This window comes from Prevotella sp. Sow4_E9_plate, from assembly GCF_052116205.1.
In the GTDB taxonomy this organism is placed as follows: domain Bacteria; phylum Bacteroidota; class Bacteroidia; order Bacteroidales; family Bacteroidaceae; genus Prevotella.
The window spans coordinates 59,897-81,806 of record NZ_JBQKLN010000016.1 but is presented as its reverse complement, the minus strand read 5'-3'; the positions used below and the strand labels follow the sequence as shown (position 1 = coordinate 81,806).

Annotated in this window: 19 protein-coding genes, 1 tRNA gene and 1 pseudogene; 12 read left to right on the top strand and 9 right to left on the bottom strand. The window is 44.3% G+C overall.

The window, feature by feature from the left end; all coding sequences use genetic code 11:
• Nucleotides 1–154 precede the first annotated feature (154 nt).
• Together gmd and ACTQ53_RS08405 are read left to right on the top strand one after the other, a co-directional pair.
• On the top strand, nucleotides 155–1,267 hold the full coding sequence (gene gmd, locus ACTQ53_RS08410; RefSeq protein WP_441932713.1) for a GDP-mannose 4,6-dehydratase: 1,113 nt from the start codon (nucleotides 155–157) through the stop codon (nucleotides 1,265–1,267).
• 2 nt (nucleotides 1,268–1,269) lie between these two features.
• On the top strand, nucleotides 1,270–2,478 hold the full coding sequence (locus ACTQ53_RS08405) for a GDP-L-fucose synthase family protein (RefSeq protein ID WP_441932712.1): 1,209 nt from the start codon (nucleotides 1,270–1,272) through the stop codon (nucleotides 2,476–2,478).
• A 159-nt stretch (nucleotides 2,479–2,637) separates the two neighbouring features.
• Here the strand turns inward: ACTQ53_RS08405 and ACTQ53_RS08400 are convergent.
• The 5 genes from ACTQ53_RS08400 to potA form a co-directional block, all read right to left on the bottom strand.
• Nucleotides 2,638–2,719: transfer RNA gene (locus ACTQ53_RS08400), tRNA-Tyr, on the bottom strand.
• A gap of 148 nt (nucleotides 2,720–2,867) precedes the next feature.
• Complete coding sequence (locus ACTQ53_RS08395) at nucleotides 2,868–4,175, bottom strand: ABC transporter substrate-binding protein (RefSeq protein ID WP_441932716.1); 1,308 nt, start codon at nucleotides 4,173–4,175, stop codon at nucleotides 2,868–2,870.
• Between the two features lie 124 nt (nucleotides 4,176–4,299).
• Nucleotides 4,300–5,094 carry an ABC transporter permease gene (locus ACTQ53_RS08390; protein WP_441932715.1) on the bottom strand — a complete coding sequence of 265 codons (795 nt, stop codon included), beginning with the start codon at nucleotides 5,092–5,094 and terminating at the stop codon, nucleotides 4,300–4,302.
• 50 nt (nucleotides 5,095–5,144) lie between these two features.
• On the bottom strand, nucleotides 5,145–5,930 hold the full coding sequence (locus tag ACTQ53_RS08385) for an ABC transporter permease (protein WP_264951671.1): 786 nt from the start codon (nucleotides 5,928–5,930) through the stop codon (nucleotides 5,145–5,147).
• Between the two features lie 31 nt (nucleotides 5,931–5,961).
• Complete coding sequence (gene potA / locus ACTQ53_RS08380; RefSeq protein ID WP_441932711.1) at nucleotides 5,962–7,365, bottom strand: polyamine ABC transporter ATP-binding protein; 1,404 nt, start codon at nucleotides 7,363–7,365, stop codon at nucleotides 5,962–5,964.
• A 139-nt stretch (nucleotides 7,366–7,504) separates the two neighbouring features.
• Between potA and ACTQ53_RS08375 the strand changes: the two genes are divergently transcribed.
• Complete coding sequence (locus ACTQ53_RS08375; RefSeq protein WP_441932710.1) at nucleotides 7,505–8,173, top strand: SprT-like domain-containing protein; 669 nt, start codon at nucleotides 7,505–7,507, stop codon at nucleotides 8,171–8,173.
• A gap of 104 nt (nucleotides 8,174–8,277) precedes the next feature.
• Nucleotides 8,278–8,778, top strand: coding sequence for a DUF255 domain-containing protein (locus ACTQ53_RS08370; protein ID WP_441932709.1), 501 nt, complete (start codon nucleotides 8,278–8,280; stop codon nucleotides 8,776–8,778).
• A gap of 78 nt (nucleotides 8,779–8,856) precedes the next feature.
• Here ACTQ53_RS08370 and ACTQ53_RS08365 read toward each other — a convergent pair whose 3' ends face one another.
• Nucleotides 8,857–10,998: a M3 family metallopeptidase gene (locus ACTQ53_RS08365; RefSeq protein WP_441932708.1), complete on the bottom strand. Its 2,142-nt coding sequence runs from the start codon at nucleotides 10,996–10,998 to the stop codon at nucleotides 8,857–8,859.
• 63 nt (nucleotides 10,999–11,061) lie between these two features.
• Nucleotides 11,062–12,201, bottom strand: a complete 1,140-nt coding sequence (locus ACTQ53_RS08360; RefSeq protein WP_294971231.1) for an MFS transporter — start codon at nucleotides 12,199–12,201, stop codon at nucleotides 11,062–11,064.
• Between the two features lie 844 nt (nucleotides 12,202–13,045).
• Between ACTQ53_RS08360 and ACTQ53_RS08355 the strand changes: the two genes are divergently transcribed.
• Nucleotides 13,046–14,299 (top strand): DUF4421 family protein, encoded by a 1,254-nt coding sequence (locus tag ACTQ53_RS08355; protein WP_412458943.1) that lies wholly within the window; start codon nucleotides 13,046–13,048, stop codon nucleotides 14,297–14,299.
• Between the two features lie 90 nt (nucleotides 14,300–14,389).
• On the opposite strand, the gene ACTQ53_RS08350 is transcribed toward ACTQ53_RS08355, so the two are convergent.
• Both ACTQ53_RS08350 and ACTQ53_RS08345 read right to left on the bottom strand, forming a co-directional pair.
• A complete protein-coding gene (locus ACTQ53_RS08350) occupies nucleotides 14,390–14,701 on the bottom strand; it encodes a HigA family addiction module antitoxin (protein WP_119235770.1) in 312 nt (103 codons plus the stop codon).
• Between the two features lie 11 nt (nucleotides 14,702–14,712).
• Nucleotides 14,713–15,030, bottom strand: a complete 318-nt coding sequence (locus tag ACTQ53_RS08345; RefSeq protein WP_119235769.1) for a type II toxin-antitoxin system RelE/ParE family toxin — start codon at nucleotides 15,028–15,030, stop codon at nucleotides 14,713–14,715.
• 981 nt (nucleotides 15,031–16,011) lie between these two features.
• Here ACTQ53_RS08345 and ACTQ53_RS08340 point away from each other — a divergent pair.
• From ACTQ53_RS08340 to ACTQ53_RS08310, 7 genes and pseudogenes are all read left to right on the top strand, one after another.
• On the top strand, nucleotides 16,012–16,233 hold the full coding sequence (locus ACTQ53_RS08340) for a DUF6140 family protein (protein ID WP_040552952.1): 222 nt from the start codon (nucleotides 16,012–16,014) through the stop codon (nucleotides 16,231–16,233).
• Between the two features lie 13 nt (nucleotides 16,234–16,246).
• Nucleotides 16,247–18,280, top strand: a complete 2,034-nt coding sequence (locus ACTQ53_RS08335; RefSeq protein WP_441932707.1) for a hypothetical protein — start codon at nucleotides 16,247–16,249, stop codon at nucleotides 18,278–18,280.
• 2 nt (nucleotides 18,281–18,282) lie between these two features.
• Nucleotides 18,283–18,765 (top strand): hypothetical protein, encoded by a 483-nt coding sequence (locus ACTQ53_RS08330; RefSeq protein WP_288232426.1) that lies wholly within the window; start codon nucleotides 18,283–18,285, stop codon nucleotides 18,763–18,765.
• A gap of 71 nt (nucleotides 18,766–18,836) precedes the next feature.
• A pseudogene (locus tag ACTQ53_RS08325) lies at nucleotides 18,837–19,004 on the top strand (DUF6140 family protein); the annotation flags it as partial.
• A gap of 179 nt (nucleotides 19,005–19,183) precedes the next feature.
• Nucleotides 19,184–19,534 (top strand): hypothetical protein, encoded by a 351-nt coding sequence (locus tag ACTQ53_RS08320; RefSeq protein WP_288282538.1) that lies wholly within the window; start codon nucleotides 19,184–19,186, stop codon nucleotides 19,532–19,534.
• Between the two features lies 1 nt (nucleotide 19,535).
• Nucleotides 19,536–20,696, top strand: a complete 1,161-nt coding sequence (locus ACTQ53_RS08315; RefSeq protein WP_288282539.1) for a hypothetical protein — start codon at nucleotides 19,536–19,538, stop codon at nucleotides 20,694–20,696.
• A 1-nt stretch (nucleotide 20,697) separates the two neighbouring features.
• Nucleotides 20,698–21,690, top strand: coding sequence for a hypothetical protein (locus tag ACTQ53_RS08310; RefSeq protein WP_288282540.1), 993 nt, complete (start codon nucleotides 20,698–20,700; stop codon nucleotides 21,688–21,690).
• Nucleotides 21,691–21,910 lie beyond the last annotated feature (220 nt).

Sequence of the window (21,910 nt, the reverse complement as noted above, 5' to 3'; positions counted from 1 at the left end):
ATAATTTTGCGTTTGTCGTGATTTGCAAAGTTACTGAAAATCAGCGACTTGACCAACTTTTTATAGTTAAGTTTTCATAAGCATTTCTTAATATAAGTTATTGATTTACAGACGATTAAATATTAATTTAACGCAGTATTGATATAAAAAATAAATGGAAAAAAGAAAAGTAGCTTTAATCACGGGTATTACAGGTCAGGATGGCTCTTATTTGGCAGAGTTGCTGCAGAGTAAGGGGTATGATGTTCACGGAACTATCCGACGTTCATCTACCGACTATCGCGAGCGCATCGCTCATCTGGAAGGTACCCCAAATTTCCATCTTCATTATGCCGACCTCGGTGACTCCATGAGTATCATCCAGGTGATGAACAAGGTGAAACCTACAGAGGTTTACAACCTTGCGGCACAGAGCCATGTACAGGTAAGTTTCGACTCTCCGGAGTTTACTGCCGATGTAGACGCAACGGGCGTTCTCCGCATCCTGGAGGCTATCCGCCAGTGTGGTTTGTCAGAAACCTGCCGCATGTATCAGGCTTCTACCTCCGAGCTTTACGGTAAGGTAGAAGAGGTCCCACAGAACGAGAACACTCCGTTCCACCCTTATTCTCCATACGCTGTTGCCAAGCAGTATGGCTTCTGGATTGTCAAGGAATATCGTGAGGCTTACAACATGTTCTGCTGCTCAGGTATTCTCTTCAACCATGAGAGTGAGCGCCGTGGCGAGACTTTCGTTACCCGCAAGATTACGCTGGCTGCAGCCCGTATCAAGCAGGGCAAGCAGAGCAAGCTCTATCTCGGTAACCTGGATTCTCTCCGCGACTGGGGTTATGCTAAGGATTACGTAGAGTGCATGTGGCTGATTCTCCAGGCAGAGAAGCCAGAGGATTTCGTCATTGCTACCGGTAAGCAGCACTCTGTCCGTGAGTTCGCCCAGCTGGCTTTCCACTATGTTGGAATCGAACTGAAGTGGGAAGGCAAGAATGAGAACGAGAAGGGTATCTGCGTTGAGGGTCCTGAGGAACTCATCGGCAAGACACTCGTTGAGGTTTCTCCTGACTTCTATCGTCCTACCGACGTGGTGAACCTCTGGGGTGACCCAACAAAGGCTAAGGCTAAGCTCAACTGGAATCCTAATTCTACCTCTTTCGAGGATCTCGTCAAGATCATGGTAGAGAGCGATATGGCGAAGGTGGCTGCCGAGGATGCTGGCGAGAAGGTTCGCTGCAACCTCGTGGAATACTTGGAAAAGGGAATTGTTAGGTAATTATGTTGGATAAGAATTCAAAGATTTATATAGCAGGACACCACGGACTTGTGGGGTCTGCTATCTGGAATAACCTCGAGAAGAGAGGCTATCATAACCTGGTGGGTCGTTCTCATAAAGAACTCGACTTGACCGACCAGTATGCAGTAGAGAAGTTCTTTGATGAGGAGAAGCCAGATGCAGTGGTTCTGGCTGCAGCCTTCGTGGGCGGAATCATGGCAAATTCGCTCTATCGTGCCGACTTCATCATGCAGAACATGAAGATTCAGTGCAACGTGATCAGCAATGCCTATTCTCATGGCGTGAAGAAACTCCTCTTCCTGGGCTCTACCTGCATCTATCCAAAGAATGCACCGCAGCCTATGAAGGAGGACGTGCTCCTTACTTCTCCTTTGGAATACACCAACGAGGAATACGCCATTGCCAAGATTGCCGGACTGAAGATGTGCGAGAGCTACAACCTTCAGTATGGAACCAACTATATCGCAGTAATGCCAACCAACCTCTATGGTCCGAATGATAATTTCCACCTGGAGAACAGTCACGTAATGCCTGCGATGATGCGCAAGATTTATCTTGCCAAGCTCATCCATGACGGCGACTGGCACAGTATTGAGGTAGATATGAACAAGCGTCCTATCAACCCTACTGACAAGCTTCGCGCCATTATCGGCGAGGGTAATGTGGACGGCAGCAACTCTCACGAGCGCATTCTGAAGGCGCTGGAGTTCTACGGAATCTACGACAACAAGGTGGTGCTTTGGGGAACCGGCAAGCCTTTGCGTGAGTTCCTCTGGAGCGAGGATATGGCTGACGCCAGTGTTCATGTGCTCCTGAATGTGGACTTCAAGGACATCATCGGCATTGAGAAATACAGCTCTGTATTCTATGGTGCCAAGGTGGATGGTGCTGTGGATAGAAACAATTCTGAAGGTAGAGGTGGTGCAATCCCATCTCTCGGTGAGATTCGCAACTGCCACATCAACGTGGGAACCGGTAAGGAACTTACCATCCGTGAGCTTTCAGAGCTTGTAGTAAAGGCAGTAGGTTTCGAAGGTGAGGTTGAGTTTGACGCCAGCAAGCCAGATGGAACCATGCGCAAGCTCATCTCCGTAGATAAGCTCCATAGCCTAGGATGGACTCATAAGGTAGAAATCGAGGATGGTGTGAAGAAACTCTTCGACTGGTATCAGGAGAGCCTGAAGGACTAATCTTTTGATTGGGATAATCTTGAAATAAGAAAAGCGATGGACTGTAGAAATCCATCGCTTTTTTATGTTGTTTGTGTTCCTGTGAATCTGTAAAACAAAAAAATCCGATTCTCTTTCGAAAACCGGACTCTTAAATTTTTTGAGTTATTTTGGGAAAAGTGGGTAGTGATGGATTCGAACCACCGAAGGCATAGCCAGCAGATTTACAGTCTGCCCCATTTGGCCACTCTGGTAACTACCCAAACGCTTTGTTCTTAAAAGCGAGTGCAAAGGTAGTACTTTTTTTTCATTCCACCAAATTTTTCTGCAACTTTTTTCTGTTTTTCTTCAAAAAAGTTCAATTTTCCCATAAAAAGTAAAGCTTTTTACCCTTTTACCTTTTTACTTTTTTACCCTTTTACCTTTACCACGTGTCTTCTGCGATGCTTTCTTGACAATCTTCTGTGCTTGTAGTGCTCATATTTCTTGATGGCTACGAAGACGGTCAGGGCAAGGACTACGGCTAAGAGGAAGATAACGATTCCGCCACCCAGGTTGTCGCCCTTCACCTTCGACCACATGTCCAAAACTTCTGGAGTATGATCGCCAGCATCATGAATCATGGCGCATCTTGCCACCACTGTGCTGTCCGGATACATGATTGGATTCAGGTGCGCCTTTCTGCCTTCCTCTCCAAAGAAGTAAGCCAGGTTCACAGTCTCAGGATAAGCTTCCTTGTCGCTCATCGCTTCCAGCACCTTCCTGCCAGCCACGCTGCTCACATAACCCGTGGTCTCCATGTTGGCAAGTGCCACGTCTTCCTGGCAGAGATAGTTGATGAAGTAGGAGGCAGCCTTCGGATTGCGGGAGTATTTCGGAATCACCCAACCGTCAAACCATACGTTGCTGCCTTCCTTCGGCACTTCATAACCCAAATCAACACCCACGTTTCCGGCTTCCTCTATCGCCCATACAGCATCACCGCTCCAGGTCATGTTCAGGTAAGCCTTTCCCTTGGTCATCGTTTCCTTGCCGAAGTCTGCCTCCCATCCCTCGATGTTGGGCTTCAGCGCCTTCAGCTGTCTTTCTACGGTGGCAATAGCCTTTGGCGAATAATCGTTCATCAGTTCCGGAACGGTTACCTTGCCTGCAGCCAGGTCTTTGCGGTGTTCCCAAATCAGAGCCGTGCCGTAGGAATCGCGGTAGGAATCCTTCATCAGCAACTTGCCACGATACTTCCTGTTCCAGAGCGTGCCCCAGGTCTGTGCGTCCTTCTGCGGTACGTGTACCTTATTATATAAGATTCCGCAGGTTCCCCACATATAGGGAACGGCATAGTTGTGGGCGATGCGACCGTGATTGGAAGTTGCATCAATCTGCTCCACGATGTAGGGCGACACGTTCTTCAGATAGTTCGGAGTCTTGCCGAACGCGGTGTCGATGGGCAGCAGAAGGTCCTTGCGGAGCATTCGCTCGATGATGTATTCCGACGGACACACCACGTCGTAGTCTTCATGACCGCGCTCAATCTTGGTCAGCATCACCTCATTGATGTCGAAGGTCTGGTAGATGACCCGGATCTTCTTGCCGGTCTGTTCCTCATACCATTTCGGGAATTCTGCAAGAATATCCTCGTCAATGTAGTCTCCCCAGTTGTAAACCTTCAGAATCTCCTCCCTGTTCTCCTTGTTGTAGCAGGAAGAGAGCTGCAGAATCATCAGCAGGCTCAGGAAAAGAAAAGCTATTGTCTTGACTCCTTTAACTCCCTTGACTCCTTTAACTCCCTTGACTCCTTTAACTCCCTTGACTCCTTTAACTCCCAAAAATATCTTGTTCTTCATCTTATTTCTTCTTGTTTTTTTCTGAACGACGATTGATGATAATCAGCATCACGAGCACCAGCACGAAGATAATCGTACTCAGCGGACGGAGTTCCGGCGTCAGTCCTCCCTTTCTCGCATCTGCATAGATAAAGGTGGAGAGCGTCTCCAGACCTTCGTTGCCGATGGTGAAGATGGTCACGGCGAAATCGTCGATACTCATGGTGATGGCGAGCATGAAGCCCGAAATCATTCCCGGCAATATTTCAGGGATAATCACCTTGCGCAAAGCCTGCATCGGTGAAGCTCCCAGGTCGAGTGCCGCCTCATAGAGGTTCGGGTTCATCTGCTTCAATCTAGGCATTACGCTCAGAATGACGTAGGGCATACAGAAGGTGATGTGAGAGATGACCACCGTAGTATAGCCCTGAGGAATGCCCAGCGTGATGAAGAGCAGGAAGAGCGAAATACCGATGATGATGTCGCCGTTCAATATCGGAATGTTGTTCACAAACTGGATGGCGTTTCTCGCATAACGGTTACGCAGATTATAGATTCCGATGGCGGTGAGGGTTCCGAAGAGGGTCGAAACGGTGGCGGTAATCAGCGCGATGCTAATCGTATTGACGAGTGCCGCTGTCAACGAATGGTGGGTTCCCTCTACGAAGAGATTCTTGTAGAGCTGCAGGGAGAAGCCGGTCCAGTTGCCCATCACCCTTGCCTCGGTAAACGAGAAGATGACGATGATGAGAATAGGGGAATAGAGCAGCAGCAGGAGCAGCCACAGATAGCCCTGGCAGAATACTTTCTTCATCATTTCCCTGCTGAATATTGTTTTCATCATTTCCTTGCTGAATATTGTTTGCATCATCTGATACCTCCTTCCTGCTTGCTGCCGTCACCGGCAATCAATGTTGATGCGCCGATGAGGAAGAGCATGATGAGCGAGAGGGCTGCACCATAGTTCCACATTGAATTGTTGATGTTCTCCTGGATGGTTGTTCCGAAGAGCTTGATGTTGTTCATTGTCAGCAGTTCCGAAATGGCGAAGGTGGAGATGGTGGGCATGAAAACCATCAGAATGCCACTAGCCACGCCCGGCATGGAGAGGGGAAGGATGACTTTGATGAACTGTTGCCAGGGCGATGCGCCCAGGTCTTCGGCTGCCTCTATGTAGCTGCGGTCCATCTTCTGCAGCGTATTATAGATAGGATAAATCATGAATGGGATGAAGTTGTAGACCATACCAAACAACAGGGCGCCTTCGCCCAACGGGAGGTCGGCGAAATCGAAGAGTGCCACGGTGGCAAGTGTGCGCACCAGGATGTTCACCCACATCGGCAGGATGAAGAGCATCACGATGGTGTTGGCGTATTTCATCTTGGTCTGGGTCAGAATATAGGCAGCCGGATAACCCAACAGAATGCAGAGCAGGGTGTTGAGAAAGGCAATGCCGATAGAATACACGAAGGTATTGATGGCTTCCGGGTGCGCCAGGAATTTCTGGAAATTGTAGAGCGTCAAACTCCCGTTTTCATCGGTAAATGCGAACACTACGATGAGAATCAACGGCAGCACCACGAATATTGCCGCAAAGATGGCGTATGGAATAGACCAGCTTTGTCGAGAGGATATAAACTTGATAATGTTCAATTTATAATTGATAATTAATAATTTATAATTTTTATTCAAACGAAATGCTTTCTCTTGGAATGGTGATTGCCACATGGTCGCCAAGGTCCCAGACATCCTGAGTGTCTACATAGAGCTTCTCGCCCCAGTCGGTGTCTACGGTCAGGTGATAATGGTCGCCCTTATAGAGAATGAAGCAGATGTCACCGGTAAAGGTTCCTTCGCTCTCGTTGTCGAAAAGCTCAATCTTTCCGAAATCTACGTTTACGTTGATCACTTCCTTGCCTTCTTCATCGGTATGAATCTGGCTCTTCTTCTCTTCCGGAATCTCTATCTGGTATTCGCAGCCCAGGAACTCGATGGTTCCGTCGCCGTTCACCTTCGCCTGGAAGGTGTTCGTGGTGTGCTCCTTCTTCATGATGTGGATGTTGTCGGGAATCACGCTCATGCCGATGGTCTGTCCCACCTCGAAATGCTTGTAGTTCTGAATCAGGAACTCGTAGCCCTTGTCGCTCTCGGCAAGCATCTCGTAGTGCACGCCTTTGAAGATGGATGAGGTTATCTTGCCTACAAACTGGGCGTGCTCTGTGTCGGTAGAAACTTCGATGTCTTCCGGTCTGATCACTACATCCACTTCCTGGTTGCAGCCGAATCCCTTGTCCACACAAGGAATCTCTGCTCCTGCCACCTTGACCAGACAGTCGTGGACCATCGTTCCGCAGAAGATGTTGCTCTCGCCGATGAAGTCTGCCACAAAAGAGTTGGCTGGCTCGTTGTAGATATCGGTAGGGGGTCCTATCTGCTGAATCTCTCCCTCGCTCATCACCACGATGGTGTCGCTCAGGGTCAGGGCTTCTTCCTGGTCGTGGGTTACGTAGATGAAGGTAATGCCCAGTCGCTCGTGCATTTCCTTCAGTTCCAGCTGCATGTCCTTGCGCATCTTCAGGTCAAGTGCTGCAAGTGGTTCATCGAGCAGGAGTACTTCCGGCTCGTTCACGATGGCACGGGCGATAGCAATGCGCTGCTGCTGTCCACCCGAAAGCGAGTTGACGTCGCGGTATTCGTAATCGCTCATGTTCACCATCTTCAAGGCACGCTTCACCTTAGGCATGATCTGGTCCTTCGGCGTGTTCTTGAGTTTCAAGCCGAAAGCGATGTTGTCAAATACATTGAGGTGAGGAAACAGGGCGTATTTCTGGAACACCGTGTTTACGTTGCGTTTGTAGGGTGGCAGGTTGGTAATATCATTCCCTGCTATGGTGATGATGCCCTCTGTGGCTGTCTCGAATCCAGCCAGAAGTCGCAGGAGAGTAGTTTTTCCGCATCCCGAAGGACCGAGAATGGTCACGAATTCGCCCTTTCTCACAAAGAGGTTGATGTCGTTGAGGGCTACTTTCTCGCCAAATCTTTTAGACACATTCTGTATGTCAATGATGTGCTGTGCTGTTTTATTCATTTCTCGTTTTAAAATTTGGCTGCAAAGTTACTCATTTTCTAATAAATATGAATGTTTTTCCGGAAAAAAATGTATCTTTGCACTCGTTTTGTAATATGTAGACGATTCGTCTGAATAAATATACGATAAATATACAGATATGATAGTAACTATAGACTGGATGGAGGAGTGGTTCAAACGTTTTGACCAGGAATATTTCGGGGGTAAACTGCCGTTGCCGGAGCTGGGACTGACTCGTGCCAAGACCCGGTTGGGACAACTTGCCTTCAAGCGTTCTTCCCGATGGGGACGTACCAAGCTTTACGATTTCAAACTCTCCATGTCTACCTATTATGATATGACCGACAAGCAGGCAAAGAGTGTGCTTCTGCACGAGATGATACATTATATCATCGGTTATACGGGACTGAAGGATACGGCTCCTCATGGTGTCGTGTTCCGGGGCATGATGGACAGTCTGAATCGTAAATACGGTTGGGATATTCGGGTGATGACTTCTACCAAAGGCTGGAAGGTGAGCGAGAATGTGGTGGCTAGGAAGAAGGCAGCAGGACCTCAGACCTATCTGATTCTGGCTGTAGAACTGAAGGATGGCAAGCATTTCCTTTCTAGGGTAAGTCCCAGGTTCGCCCGCAGTCTGGAACGCCAGCTGTTGACGGTTAGTGAGTTGAGTTCGCATAACTGGTACACTACGCAGGAGTCTTATTTCGCTGTTTTCCCGCAGGTGCGCAGTCTTCGGGGCAGGCGCATCACGAAGGCTGATTTCGAAAAGCTCAGGAATGTATTGACTCCGTTTGACATGGGTTGATTCCTTCCTGGGGTGCTGCCCCTTTTAAAGAGATAAAACGAAAGGATGAATTAGAACAATAATAGAGAAACAATAATTTAGAGAAACAATAATTAGTATTTCGTATGAGAAGACTCGTAACTCTTGCCTTCATGATGACCATGGTTGTTGTGATGGCGCATGCTCAGGGAGCATTGAAGAAAGTGTATAATGAGAGCATTGATCCGATGACTCAGATTGATGAGGCCTTGGTCAAGGCGAAGGCTGAAGGCAAGTTCGTGATTTGTCAGGTGGGTGGCAACTGGTGCCCTTGGTGCTTGAAGTTTGCCGATTTCGTAGAGAAGGATACTGCGGTAAACAAGGCGGTGAATGACAGCTTCGAGTACATCCACGTGAATTACAATCCTCGCAAAGCTGCGGGTGCTGAGGCTGTAAAGAAGGCAGAGTCATTGATGAAGCGCCTGAACAATCCTGCCCGTTTCGGTTTCCCAGTCTTTGTGGTTTTGGATGAGAAGGGAACTGTTCTCCATATCCAGGACTCCAGCTTCCTGGAAGAAGGTAAAGGCTATGATGAGAAGAAGGTTCTCCGCTTCTTGAAGAACTGGACTCCTATGGCGGTAAAATAGTTGATAAAGTCTTATAAAAGAAAAAGCGTCCTCCTGATTTCTCAGGGAGACGCTTTTTTCTTATATGATTTTCTTGTCTTACATTCCTCTTGCCTTCAACAAGCCGGAAGCATCTGGCTGCTTCATGCCGGTGAAGTCGGTGAACATTTCCATCTGGTCCTTGGTGTTGCCACGGCTCAGAACCTTATCGCGGAATGCCTGACCAACGGCTGGATCCAAGGCACCATGCTTGGCAAAGTAATCTGCCACATTCACGGCAAGCACCTCTGTCCAGAGATAGCTGTAGTAACCTGCTGCATAACCACCGCCCCATACATGGTTGAAATAGGTGGTAGAGTAGCGAGGAGGAATCTGAGAATTGAGCAGACCTACATTGTTCAGGGCTTCCTTCTCGAAGGCGCCTGCCATATATGGTGAAGGAATCTCGTCTGGTGTCAACTCGTGCCAAGCCAGGTCGAGGCAGGTGGCTGCCAGATTCTCACCCAGGGCATAGGCTGGCTGGAAGTTGATGCTCTTCAGCATGCGCTCCTTCAGGTCGGCTGGCATGGCTGCTCCGGTCTGGGTGTGACGGGCGTAGTGGTCGAAGATTTCTGGAATGCTGGCGAATGACTCATTAAACTGGGATGGCATTTCCACAAAGTCGCGAGCCACGGCTGTTCCTGAAAGCGTATTGTAACCGCACTTTGACAACATTCCATGGAGGGCGTGACCGAACTCATGGAAAAGGGTGCAAACCTCATCCCATGTAATCAGGGTAGGCTGACCCTCCGGTGCCTTGGCGTTGTTGCATACATTATATATAATAGGCAACTGTCCCCACTTGTCGCTCTGCTTGGCAAAGGCACTCATCCATGCACCGCCACGCTTGGTAGGGCGACGGAAGTAGTCGCTGTAGAAGAGGGCGATAGGCTTGCCGTTCTTGTCGCTTACCTCGAACACCTTCATGTCTGGGTGATAGGTAGGAATGTCCTTGCGCTGCTTGAAGTTCAAGCCGTATACGCGATGAGCTGCATAGAACACACCGTTCACCTGCACGCTGTCGATGTTGAAGTATGGCTTGATCTCATTGTCAGAGATGTTGAGCATCTCCTTCTTCATCTTTGCAGAATAGTAGAAGCGGTCGTATGGCTGCAACTTGAAGTCCTTGCCCTCAGTCTTCTGAGCATAAGCCTCAATGTCGCGGGTCTCAGCATCAGCCTTTGGCGCATATTCCTTGATCAGCTGCTGCAGGAATGCGTTTACATTCTTGGTGTTCTTAGCCATTGTCTTCTCCAATGAGTACTCGGCGTAGTTGTTGTAACCCATCAGCTGTCCCTTCTCTGCACGCAACTTGGCAATCTCGGTTACGATAGGGAAGGTGTTGAACTCAGGATTGGTTCCGTCAGCACGGTGGATGCTTGCCATATAAACCTTGCGGCGGAGCTCACGGTTCTGGAGATTGGTGAGGATAGCCTGCTGGGTGGTGTTCACGATGACGATGCAGTAAGGTGCCTTGCCTCCACGGCTCTCTGCATCCTTCTTGCATTGTGCGATGTCAGCATCGCTCAGGCCTGCGAGTTCTTCCTTGCTGTTTACCCAAACCACGGCGTTGTTGGTGGCTGCAGGAAGAAGATTGCCAAACTGCTCCTGGAGTTCTGAGATGCGTGAGTTGATCTGCTTCATGCGCTCCATCTTCTCTGGAGAAAGCAGGGCTCCTGAACGGACGAAACCCTTATAGATGACCTCGGTGAGTCGCTTGTCCTCACCCTTGAGCTTCTTGTATTCGTTGTCATAAACATATTTGATGCGCTCGAAGAGTTTCTGGTTGAATGAAATCTCGTTTTCCAGATTGGTGAGCAGAGGCATTACCTTCTTCTGGGTTTCTGCAATGCCTGGAGTCTTGTGGGCACTGGTAAGACCGAAGAATACGTTGGAAACACGATCCAGCAACATACCGCTGTTCTCATAAGCGAGGATGGTGTTCTGGAAGGTAGGCTTCTTCTTGTTGCTTACAATCTTCTGGATGTTGGCACGCTGATCCTTGATGGCTGCTTCGAAAGCAGGAAGATAATCACTCTCCTTAATCTTGCTGAAATCTGGAGCTCCGAATGGGAGACTGCTCTTCTGCAAGAGTGGATTCTGACGACTGCCGCCCGCATTTTGGGCGAACGATGAGGCTGGCATCTGCAGCAGGGCAGCTGCCAGACCGAGTGTTAAGAATGTCTTGTTAAGTTTCATCATGTTTTTTGTTTATATTGCAATTATTTTGCAAAGATACTTTTTTATTTCGGATTATCGCACATTTTATTCATATTTCTTATGAAAAACCAGCAAACAGATAGCTCCAGCCAATGCCATCGGCACTCCGATGAGGGCTGGATAGTTATAGCCCAATCCCATTGCTACCGGAATACCACCGAGGAAAGCGCCCACGGCATTGCCCAGGTTGAAGGCACCCTGAATGCAGCATCCACCCAGCATTTCGCCACCTTTGGCGTGCTTCACAATGAGGAACTGCTCTGGCGAACCGATGCCGAAAAGACAGACGCAGCAGACGAACATCAACGCTACTGATATCCAGCCGAAAGGAGCGAGGAAGAAGGTGAGCAATAACGATGCTGCCGCAAGAAACTGGAGATAACAGGTGAAGCGCCCCGGCTTGAAACGGTCGGCAAGCAACGCACTCACCTGGTTACCAACTACCATTCCACCGCCGGCAAGAATCATCAGCAATGAGATGCTGGCTGCGCTGAATCCGCCCTCCATCTGAAGCAAAGGAGAGATGTAGCTGAACCAGCAGAGAATGCCGCCATTGCCCAGGAAGGTGGCTGCGATGATGAGCCAGGGAGCCAAGCTGCGGAGGAAGTGGAACTGTGCTTTCATTCCCTTATTCGGCAACGCTGCCACGTCCGGAACCCATCTGTGAATCATATACATCGTCATGATACCGAGCAATATGCAACTGACAAATGGTACTCGCCAGCTGAACGCATGACTCAGGAAGGTGCCGATAGGTACGCCCACCAGATTGGCTACCGGCATTCCAGCACACATCATTGCCACCGCCTTGGTTCCCTTTCCCTCCTTTGCCATCTTCACAGCCACGATGGTAGCCGTTCCGAAGTAGGCACCATGAGGCAGACCCTGAATGAATCGGGCGCAGAGCAACAGCCAGTAAGTTGGGGCTACGGATGCGATGATGGCTCCGATGGTGATGATGGAAGCCAGGAACATCAATATCTTCTTAGGGCGATACTTGTGCATGAGTATCAGTGAGAAGGCTCCAGCACAGACGCCCAGCGCATAGATGGAGATGAGGTGGCCTGCCTCTGGAATGGATACGTTCATGTTGTGGGCAACATCGGTAATGATACCCTCGATGATAAACTCAGTCATGCCCAGGGTGAATGTACCCAAAGCGAGTGCAAAAAGTCCTTTTTTCATTTGTTTTTGTAATCTCTATATTATCCTAAAAAAAAGTTTCTCTCTTAATTTTATGTCTTTGTGAGACAATCGTTTCAGAAATTCGTATGCAAAGATACTTATATTCCCATTATCCTGCAAGTTTTCCCGCTGGAATATAGTAAAGATTAACAGAAAGTGTGGGGTCATTCATGCTCATTTTTAAGCCTTTGCTGTTCTATATAGATGTGCCTCCGTCTGTTCTCGATAGTGGATTGGGGCGTCGATGGATATAGGAAGAGGTGCTGAAAGTACCGGCATAAGTTGTTGGAAGATATAGGATAAGTTGTTGGAAGAGATAGTATATGTCGTTGGAAAAGTTACTATCATGAACCGCACAACAGCTGTTGTGCGCTTGCATATCAGCTGTTGTGCGAATGTCCATCAGCTGTTGTGCACTCGTCATCCACCTGTTGTGCGGTAAGTTTATATACAGAAATGCGTCTGCATTTTTTGTTTATGTAGCGAATCTTTTTATTTCATTTTGCTTCCAAAGAACTTCATATTTCTATAATTTTACAGTTTCTTTTTGATGTTATTTTTCGAAACCGCTGTTTCGGAAATGGCGGTTTCGAATGCAAAGTTAATAAAAATGCCTGAATATCAGCTTGTTTATTTGCTAATTTAAGTTTTTTTATTTGTTTTAGAGGTGATTGTGTTTCCGAAACCACGGTTTCGGATTCTGATTTTTATCTTCTTTTAAAGTTCTACGAAAAATCAATTCTTTTGATCTTTTCTTTATTTCTTATTTTTTTTGCTTTTTTCCTTTTCTGTTTCGACGTTTTGCCGTACTTTTGTACCGGAATAGGAAAGAAAGATAAATAAGATGAATAGACGAAAAATGAAAACTGGGTCAATGGTGATGGTGAAAGCATCATTTCTTGTGGTGGTATTTTCTATGGGAGTACTTGCTCCTGCTATTGCCCAGAACGGACAGAACAGGAAACCTCGAAAGAAGCTGAAAGAACTACTGATGATGGCAGATAGCCTGCGACTCCAGTTGCGACAGTCTGCTGATAGGGGACGTATGCTCCAATGGGGCGACTCTCTTCTCATGGCAGAATTGGGTAAGAGCAAAATGAGTGAGAAGAAAAAACAAAGGTTCATGAAGCATTATGCCAAGATTCAAAGACGATTGAGCCTATACGACCGCCAATTGTTCAGAGGAGATTCACTGCTGGCAGCCAATTATTACAAGATAAAGTATGATACTACCTACATCTCCCGTCCAAATGCCCGATGGACCATTAAACTAAGAGGCAATCTTTCGGGAGCTGATTTGGAAACTACAGCGAAGACGGATGGAACGGAAACGCATACCAAGGTGATGGCAGACTGCCGTGGAACCCTCTCTATGGCAGTGGCTTACCGGGGATTGGGACTTGGCTTGGCTGTGAACCCAGCCAAGTTGGCTGGCAAGAATCAGGACTACGAGTTCAACCTCAATTCCTATAGCAACCGCTATGGCTTTGATGTGGTCTATCTCTCGTCCAAGACATTCCATGGTCATCAGGAAATGGGAGGTAGCGAGATAGATATCCATAAGGGAGAAATCTCGCAGAAGGCATTGAATCTCAATTTCTATTATGCCTTCAACTACCGCAAATTCTCCTTCCCGGCAGCCTTCAGCCAGAGCTACATTCAGAAGCGAAGTGCCGGAAGTTGGATGGTAGGCGCCAGTTTTGACGGTTCCAAGACGAAGGTAAAGGGAATGACCATCCGTCTTAACGAGTTGGCGCTCGGTGCAGGCTATGGATATAATCTCGTTCCATCTTCTCATCTGCTGTTCCATCTGTCAGCCTTGCCAACTATCACGGTGTATTCGCATGACTATACCAAGATGAGGGCTGAAGCAGAAGAGGGGAGTAGTGATACAGAAATCCCAACCGTTCGTAACAGCATGAAATATCATTTTCCGTCTGCCATCATTACCGGTAGAGGTGCAGCCGTGTATTCCTGGCGCAACAAGTTTGCCGGTGCCACTGCGGTTTATAATTTCTCAGTAGCAGGAGATGAGGATCACCTGCAGGTGAAGAGAAACAAATGGCGAGTAAGAATGTTTTTCGGATTCCGGTTCTAGGAACATACTATAGCAAATCGCATAGCAGTTGTTGTGTGGTAACTTTACAAAAACAGAAATGCGGCCGTATTGTGCGGACGCATTTCTGTTTTATAACATGGCTGCAACTCTGCGAATCTGCTTGAGCTTTTCTACCAAAGCATTATCTTTTCGGGCAGTATGCATATTGTATTTCATCTGCAGTTTCAGGAGAGAATCGGCAGGAATATCCAATGCAGCCTCAAACATCAGAGCTGAATTTGTGGTAACAGGACGTTTGCCATTCAGAATTTCGTTAAGTACGGAATATCCCATACCGATGCTTTCCGCAAATTTTCTTTGCGAAATGCCACGCTCCTCTAATTCATCTTTCAAAACCTCACCAGGGTGAGTTGGGTAAAAACCAAAACCTAAGTTTGACATAATGCTGTTTTTTATTTATAATGGTTTGATAATTCTAATATATTGCATATCGTGATTTGTTTTTCGTTGCCAACAACTTCAGAGTGAAACTCTATTCTATATTGGTCATTGACTCTAACAGATTCACGATCTTTCTTATCACCCACAAGAGCTTCGTAATGTAAGGCTTTGTAGCGATAAAAATCTTCTGTACTGTTCAAGGATGCCATAAGGTCAATAACTCGAACGTACTTCTTAATGATTTGAGGTTGGAAGCGATATTTCTTATTATGCGCTTTTCCCTCATAATATAATTCTCGGAGATAATCCTCCTCAAATGTTATTTCCATAATTATAATAATTTATTGATTGCAAAGACTATGCAAACGAGCGCAATGAAAACTTGCTTTTAAATTGCCGAGTGCAGCTTTTCTTATGCAAAAATAATGCAAACCGAACGCAGAACAACAAGCTTGCTTGATTGTTATGCTGAGGTGCAACTTATTTTATGCAAAGGTAATACTTAATTATAAACATTCGCTATTTTTGCGAATATTTTAGTCTTTTTTAAGGGATTGAACTTCCTTCTTCATCTTTTCTTCTTTCTATGTCAGTTTTTGACGCATCCGGATTGTACTTTTGCGCCAGAAATTACAATCACTCTATATATAATAAGGTATGAAGGCAGGAAGAAGGAGGGAGTGGAGTCCCTGAAATGTGAAATATAAGAGGAATCCATAAGATTTCTTGTTAAACGTTTGGTGGTTCATCAGATTTTTACTAAATTTGCCATTGTATTAGTGACAGGGCAGGTGAAAGTCCTTGCTTGAAGTCGCTATGATGCAGAGAAACAAGATAATCTTGTGGACACGAGCAAACTATTCAGTTCTGTAGGTTGAAATCTGGTAAATTGAAACGTAGAAAGAATGAGAATTTGTTTGAGCGAGTCTACACCGTCATATGGTGTGGATTCCTCTTTCACATTTTCTTTTCTACGGGTTTTACCAGAGCCTAACTTGCAAGGAAGTGAAGAAAGTAGGGGTTCGCACCATCTTTTTTCGCTTATGAGCCATTATGAACTTGTTTAGTTCGCAGATTTTTCTTAACTTTGCAGAAGATTAGCTGCACCTCAGCATAACATTCAAGCAAGCTTGATGATTCTGCTTTCGGTTTGCATAATCTTTGCAGAAGATTAGCTGCACTCGGCAATTTGAAAGCAAGCTTTCATTGCGCTCGTTTGCATAATCTTTACCTCTTGAAAGTAAACAACTAGCTGTTTCGGCAGAAAAGCAGGAACAGTTATATATATGAACTTTAAAAACTGAATGATTATGAGCAAGGTATTTCAAGTAAAGCCTAAGCGCCTTAAACGCTCTAACGGTACAGTCCTCACTCCCGATATGGTAGTGACAGTAACAACCATGCAGCACACCGCCACCCCTTTTTACAATGGAGCCAAGGAGGTGCAAGAAGCCTACATGCGCATCTATGCTTTCGATTATAAGAAAGCATGCTGCAATCCGAATGATTTTGAATTTAAAAAGTTGGATTAAAATCTATTGATATATGATAATAACAGTATTGGATTATGGTTTGGGTAAATTACAAATTATAAAGATAATTAAGGAACATTTGGATATGGACCTCCCGGAGATAAAGAATTTATTTTCCTCTTGTCCTTTCCAGTTAAATGTAGATGATGCTATTAAGGCAATTAAATTGAAAGACGCTTTGGTCAGAAATGGATGTAAGGTTAGTTGTACGTCTGAGCCTGATGATATTAATTATGGGGAACTCTCAACAAAGGATCTTCAATTATTGGCAGAGGAATGTGATGGCAAAGCTTGTCTTGAATTGTCAAAACGATATGCTCATGGTACTACATTGTTGCAGTGTGATAAAGAACGCTCAAAAGAGTTGCGACGATTAGGAATGCTTTACCTTTACGGTTCAACTGTATCTCCTGAATTTGAAGAAGAGAAACAAGTATATAGGTCTATTTTCCTTGACGAAAACGGCAAGCCATATATTGATTGGAAGATTAAAAGTGAACAGATGAAGAAACTGTTCGTTAATATTGAAACTTTGTCTGAACGATATAATGACCTTGCATCCAACAACGACAATACCCAAGGTGTGCTGTCTAAGTTGGTTAGGCCAGAAGAAGTAGAGATGGCTCCAAAATTCTTCTCAAAATGGTTCAATATCGTATTTGCAATTAGTTTGATCGCAATACTAATTCACCCGATAATAGTTTTTATAGTACTTGCATGGAGATATTATAGTGTTAAGAGAAAAAAAGAAAAGTATAATAAATATTTACAGGATTTGCAGGTTTACAGAAATGAAAAGAGCAGATTGTCTATAGAAAACGCAAAGGAGGAACGAGAAGTAGCCTCGGCACTTGCCAACGTACAGGATGCGCTTTATGATGGATTGAATGTAGGCTTGAGTATTCCGTTAAATAAGGATACCATAACAAGGAATACTTATATTGAGTTTGGTGAGGAACTCAAGAAGTTGTTTGATCTGAACGATAAGGCGATGCTTAAAAATGATCCTGTGAGCAAGATTGTTGCGAATAAAAGATATTATGATGCTAAACTACGTTTCTTCTACACATACTCATTGCGTGCTGAAACAGAGTTGGATGAGGTATATAACTACTACCAAGAGATTATTCAGAAATCAGCATCTACGGGTGATTCTGACTTGTTGAGAAAAGATGACTTACCATTCATTAAGCAACACGATGCGGAGATGTCTCAAGACTTATCGGAGATAAAAACTATGCTTGATGACGACCGTCTGGCTAATGTCATGTCTGAACTTGGATATGTACAGGGACAAGAAACATCTACGTTTGGCGGATTGTGGACAGACGAGAAGAAACTGACAGATAAATCGAACGAGCTTAAGAAACTGTATGATGTCGCTAAGTACGAGTATGAGGAAATAACTGATTCCAACAAGAAGATAAACTATTGGTTGGATTATGTACGAGCATATGCTTACCGCAATATATACTTGGGTGCAGAACTCATCAATATTGTGAGGAGTAGTAATGGAGGACGAACGTTAGCTACGCAAAAAGACGGCATAGATGTCTCGATGCAATCGTTTGATTTGCAAGAAGTAACAATCAATGATGCTTCTGTGGATTTGGATGCTCACATCAACAAAACCGTAGACATGTTTACTCATGCTCTGAGGAACAAACAGTCACGAAAATGGATGAAGAGCAATCCTAAGATGGCAATGGGTGCAGCAGCTCTTACCTTTGTTGGGGGCGCATTGCTGGATAAGCTTGACAAACACACACAGTTGGTAGAAGAGCATACGGAATTCCAGAAAAACCTCATCTCGAACATAAAGGTTATGACCGAAGGCTACGAAGAAGGAAAGGCAAGTTCTCTGCGTGCAATAGAGATAATCAGAGCCATTGCCAAAGCTAACAAGGGCTTTATGGCTGTTTACGAACCATTGCGGGAGAAATGCCTTGAAAACGGCGAGCCCTTAACCATGCTAGATATGCAAGCCATTGCTAAAGCAACCAAGGACTACAAGATTATTAGTGATTCAAAATTAAAAAATAAATAATTATGAGTGATTCGTATGATATAGCAGAATATGCTTCAAATGAAGAAGCATATCCTGTGAGTTTAGAACAAAACAATGATATAATTGGTGAAGTGCAAGAAGTCGGACAGTCTTTGTCGAATTTAGTGCATACGTCAGAACGTGCTATTGATGCCGCACAGAATATCGCTGGCATGTTCACGGAATGTATTTTAGCCCAAGAACGTACTAAACAAATGCAAGAATGGGGTAAAGTTGAAATAGCTAACACAATTGCCAAATTCAAAACAGCCCAATCATTCTTAGAAGGTACGTTTGGGGAACGTGATAAGGCTTTGGTAAAGCACTACGATTTGTTAGACAAGGCTGTAGCTTCAAATGACAGAGACTTAATTCTTGCTTCGTTACAAGGTATAAGTTCGATTGTTACAAAATCACCATTAGACGATTTTGAGAAGTTTGTGGAATTGTATAACGACCCGTCACAGGAACTTTTGGATTTTTAGGAAGAATAAGAGTAAATACTGGGTTAATCGGCATTTTCACTTAAAGCTTTTAGAAGCTAACAAACGGTACCGTCCTCACTCCCGATATGGTAGTGACAGTAACAACCATGCAGCACACCGCCACCCCTTTTTACAATGGAGCCAAGGAGGTGCAAGAAGCCTACATGCGCATCTATGCTTTCGATTATAAGAAAGCATGCTGCAATCAGAATGATTTTGAATTTATAAAGTTGGACTAAAAAACTATTGTGAGAGAATGAATATATTGACAATTTCAATAATCTGTGTTGTGATAATCAGCACAGCGTTACTTATTTATTATTTCGCTTTCTATAGAAAGAAGCATGTTCCGATAAAACATAAAGAATACTATAATGATAAGTCCGTATGTCGTACCTATGTCACGATAAATGGAGTGATGAATGGTCAAGAAATCACTTATTATCCTAATCGGCAGGTTAAGTCTGAAATTATGTGGGTTAATGGTGAGAAAATCGGACCTTTTGTTGAATATAATGATAATGGAGCGATTGCTTGTAAAGGTGAATTTCAAGATAATGACAAGGTTGCAGAATGCTTTGTGTATTATCCAACTGGGGAAACCAATAAGGAACAGATCAAAATTAATGATGTTCCAGATGGTCCTTTCATCGTTTATTTTAAGAATGGCCATCCTTATATACAAGGTAACTATAAAAAAGGTGTACTTGAAGGAGAATACATCGTGTATTCAATAGATGGCAATGTAAAACTTAAAAAACAATATTGATATGGGCTTATTAAAATCTATTTCTAAATCAATGAAGGGTACCTTTGTTGGTGATCTGGCTAAATCAGCCGATAAGGCCATTGATGCAACAAGTTCTTTTATTGGCGATTGTATTGATGAAACTTTTAATGAGGTTTGTGATAGTGCTAAATCTTTAACAAAGGGTGCCAAAAATGTAGCGAAGGGTGCGGGTAAAATAGGACGAGTTGTAACAGGTTATGAGGCTTATGATTCTCGTAAAAAGGCCAAAGAGGCAAAGGAACTTGCTGATAGAATGGTTGCTAATATAGAAGAGGAAAACAGAAGAAGAAGAGAAGAATCCAACCGTGTGTTGTCGGATTTTGGTAAGACAAAATTGGAACTTCTGAAGACTTGTCTTTCTCCATTTTTAGGTTATCTTAAGGTTATGGGAAATAATTATAAGGATAAAGAATATGAGTTTGGTGGTAAGATAAATCTTGATCAGTTAGATATAGATACCTTAGAATCTATAGAAATGAATGCTTCCACAGCTGGAAAAATAGCAGTGGCTTCTACAGGTGTAGCAACAATTGCATTATGTGGAGTACCTGCAGCTACTACGTCTGCAGTAATGGCTTTTGGGGCAGCAAGTACTGGTACTGCAATAAGTTCTTTGTCTGGTGCTGCCGCTACAAATGCAACATTGGCTTGGTTGGGAGGCGGATCATTAGCTGCTGGTGGAGGTGGAATGGCTGCAGGTTCGGCTGTACTTGGCGCGATTACAGCTACCACTACGGGAGTGTTTGCTTTAGCTGCTGCTGGAATTGTTGCATCGGCATATTATTCTAAAAAATATACGGAAGCCACTGCGTATTTGGAAGAGGTGAAAAAGGCACGGGCAAAGGCGAAGTTAGGTTGGGCTGCTATGGAAGCAATCAACCAAAGGGCCATTGAACTTGAATCTGTAATGAAGCGACTCTGTGAAAGAATAAACGACAAGTTGCTTTATTTGGAACCATTAATTTATGACTTCCAAATAGAGGATGAATATTATTTGAATACTTTTAGAGAAACTTCTCTATTGGTTAAATCATTAAGTGAAATAGCTCAGGTTCCTTTGATTGATAAGAACGGTATGCTTAGTAATGAGTCTTCTGTTACTTTAGCTAATACCCAAAAGATACTAAATAAAAACTTGTAATATGGGAAAGTCTGTTTCTGATTATATGAAGATAGCATGGAATGTATTTGGCAAAAAGGTAGTAAACCGTATGGTTTCTGAAAAAGCTGCCTCTTTTGTCGGAGACATCTGCTCTAAATATCAGGTTGAGGTTAAGTATAAGGAAGATCTGATGTTTCGTATACGTAATATTGTTGCGTATTTGGTAAATTGTAGACTTGAGGGGGCACCTATAAACAATAAATATGTATCAGATCAAATTAAGGGTCCGATAGCTCACTCTTTAGCTAATGCAGCTGCATCGTCAAATGATTATGATAATATGATGGCTGATTTTGTTAATTGGCTTGATGACGAACAATTGGATGATATCGAAAAATGTTTGATAGAAATTGGGCATAAAGAAGGTGCAGACTATATACAGTTGTTTAGGGAGATGTTTGCCGAAGTAAGAAGTAAGAAATGTTCTGAAATTACTGACAATAGTTCTGAAGAGCATTATGACTCTTATGAAATTATGCCTGAGAGACAATACGATAAAGGTGTAAGTGATTACAGAAGAGAGTCGGAAAAGGATGATGAGTTCATTAATGGTCTAACATCTTCTATTAATAATAAGATGCTTTCTGTGTCTAATGGAAAACCTGGTCCTGCACAGATGGTGGAGATGACCAAGTTCTTTATAGATAAATCTGCTGAAGTTGCAAAGTTTTGTGAGGAGCAGAGAACCAAGCGAGCTGAAATAAGAGCAAGGGCACAAGTGGCAATACATCAGATAGATGCTGTGAGAGAATTCTTGCAAAACTATCTTGACAAGACATTTGATGAACGACGTATGTTGTTTGCTAAGGAATTTGAGATTGTAGATAAATGCCTTGCCACAGGTAATGTACAAGCTTTGGCAGTATCGTTGAATGCAATAACAGATTTGGCAAAATCAAGTCCATTCAAAGCTTTAGCTGATATCAAGAGTGTGAAAAATGCCATAGAGAACCATAGTACGTTTGATATTTAATCTGAAAATATAAAAAAATAAATATGGAGAATGAAAATAGCAAAATCTTAGATGAGCTTAGACGACGGGGCAAGATATTTGAAGATCCTTGTCCTAACTCTGAGAGTATTATTGGTAAGTTGATAGATATTTTCTCGAAGAGGAAATAATGATTCGTCCGATGCGTAGCACGAAACAATGACTGGATGGATATAGATTTGTTTGTTTACTGCGCATCGGA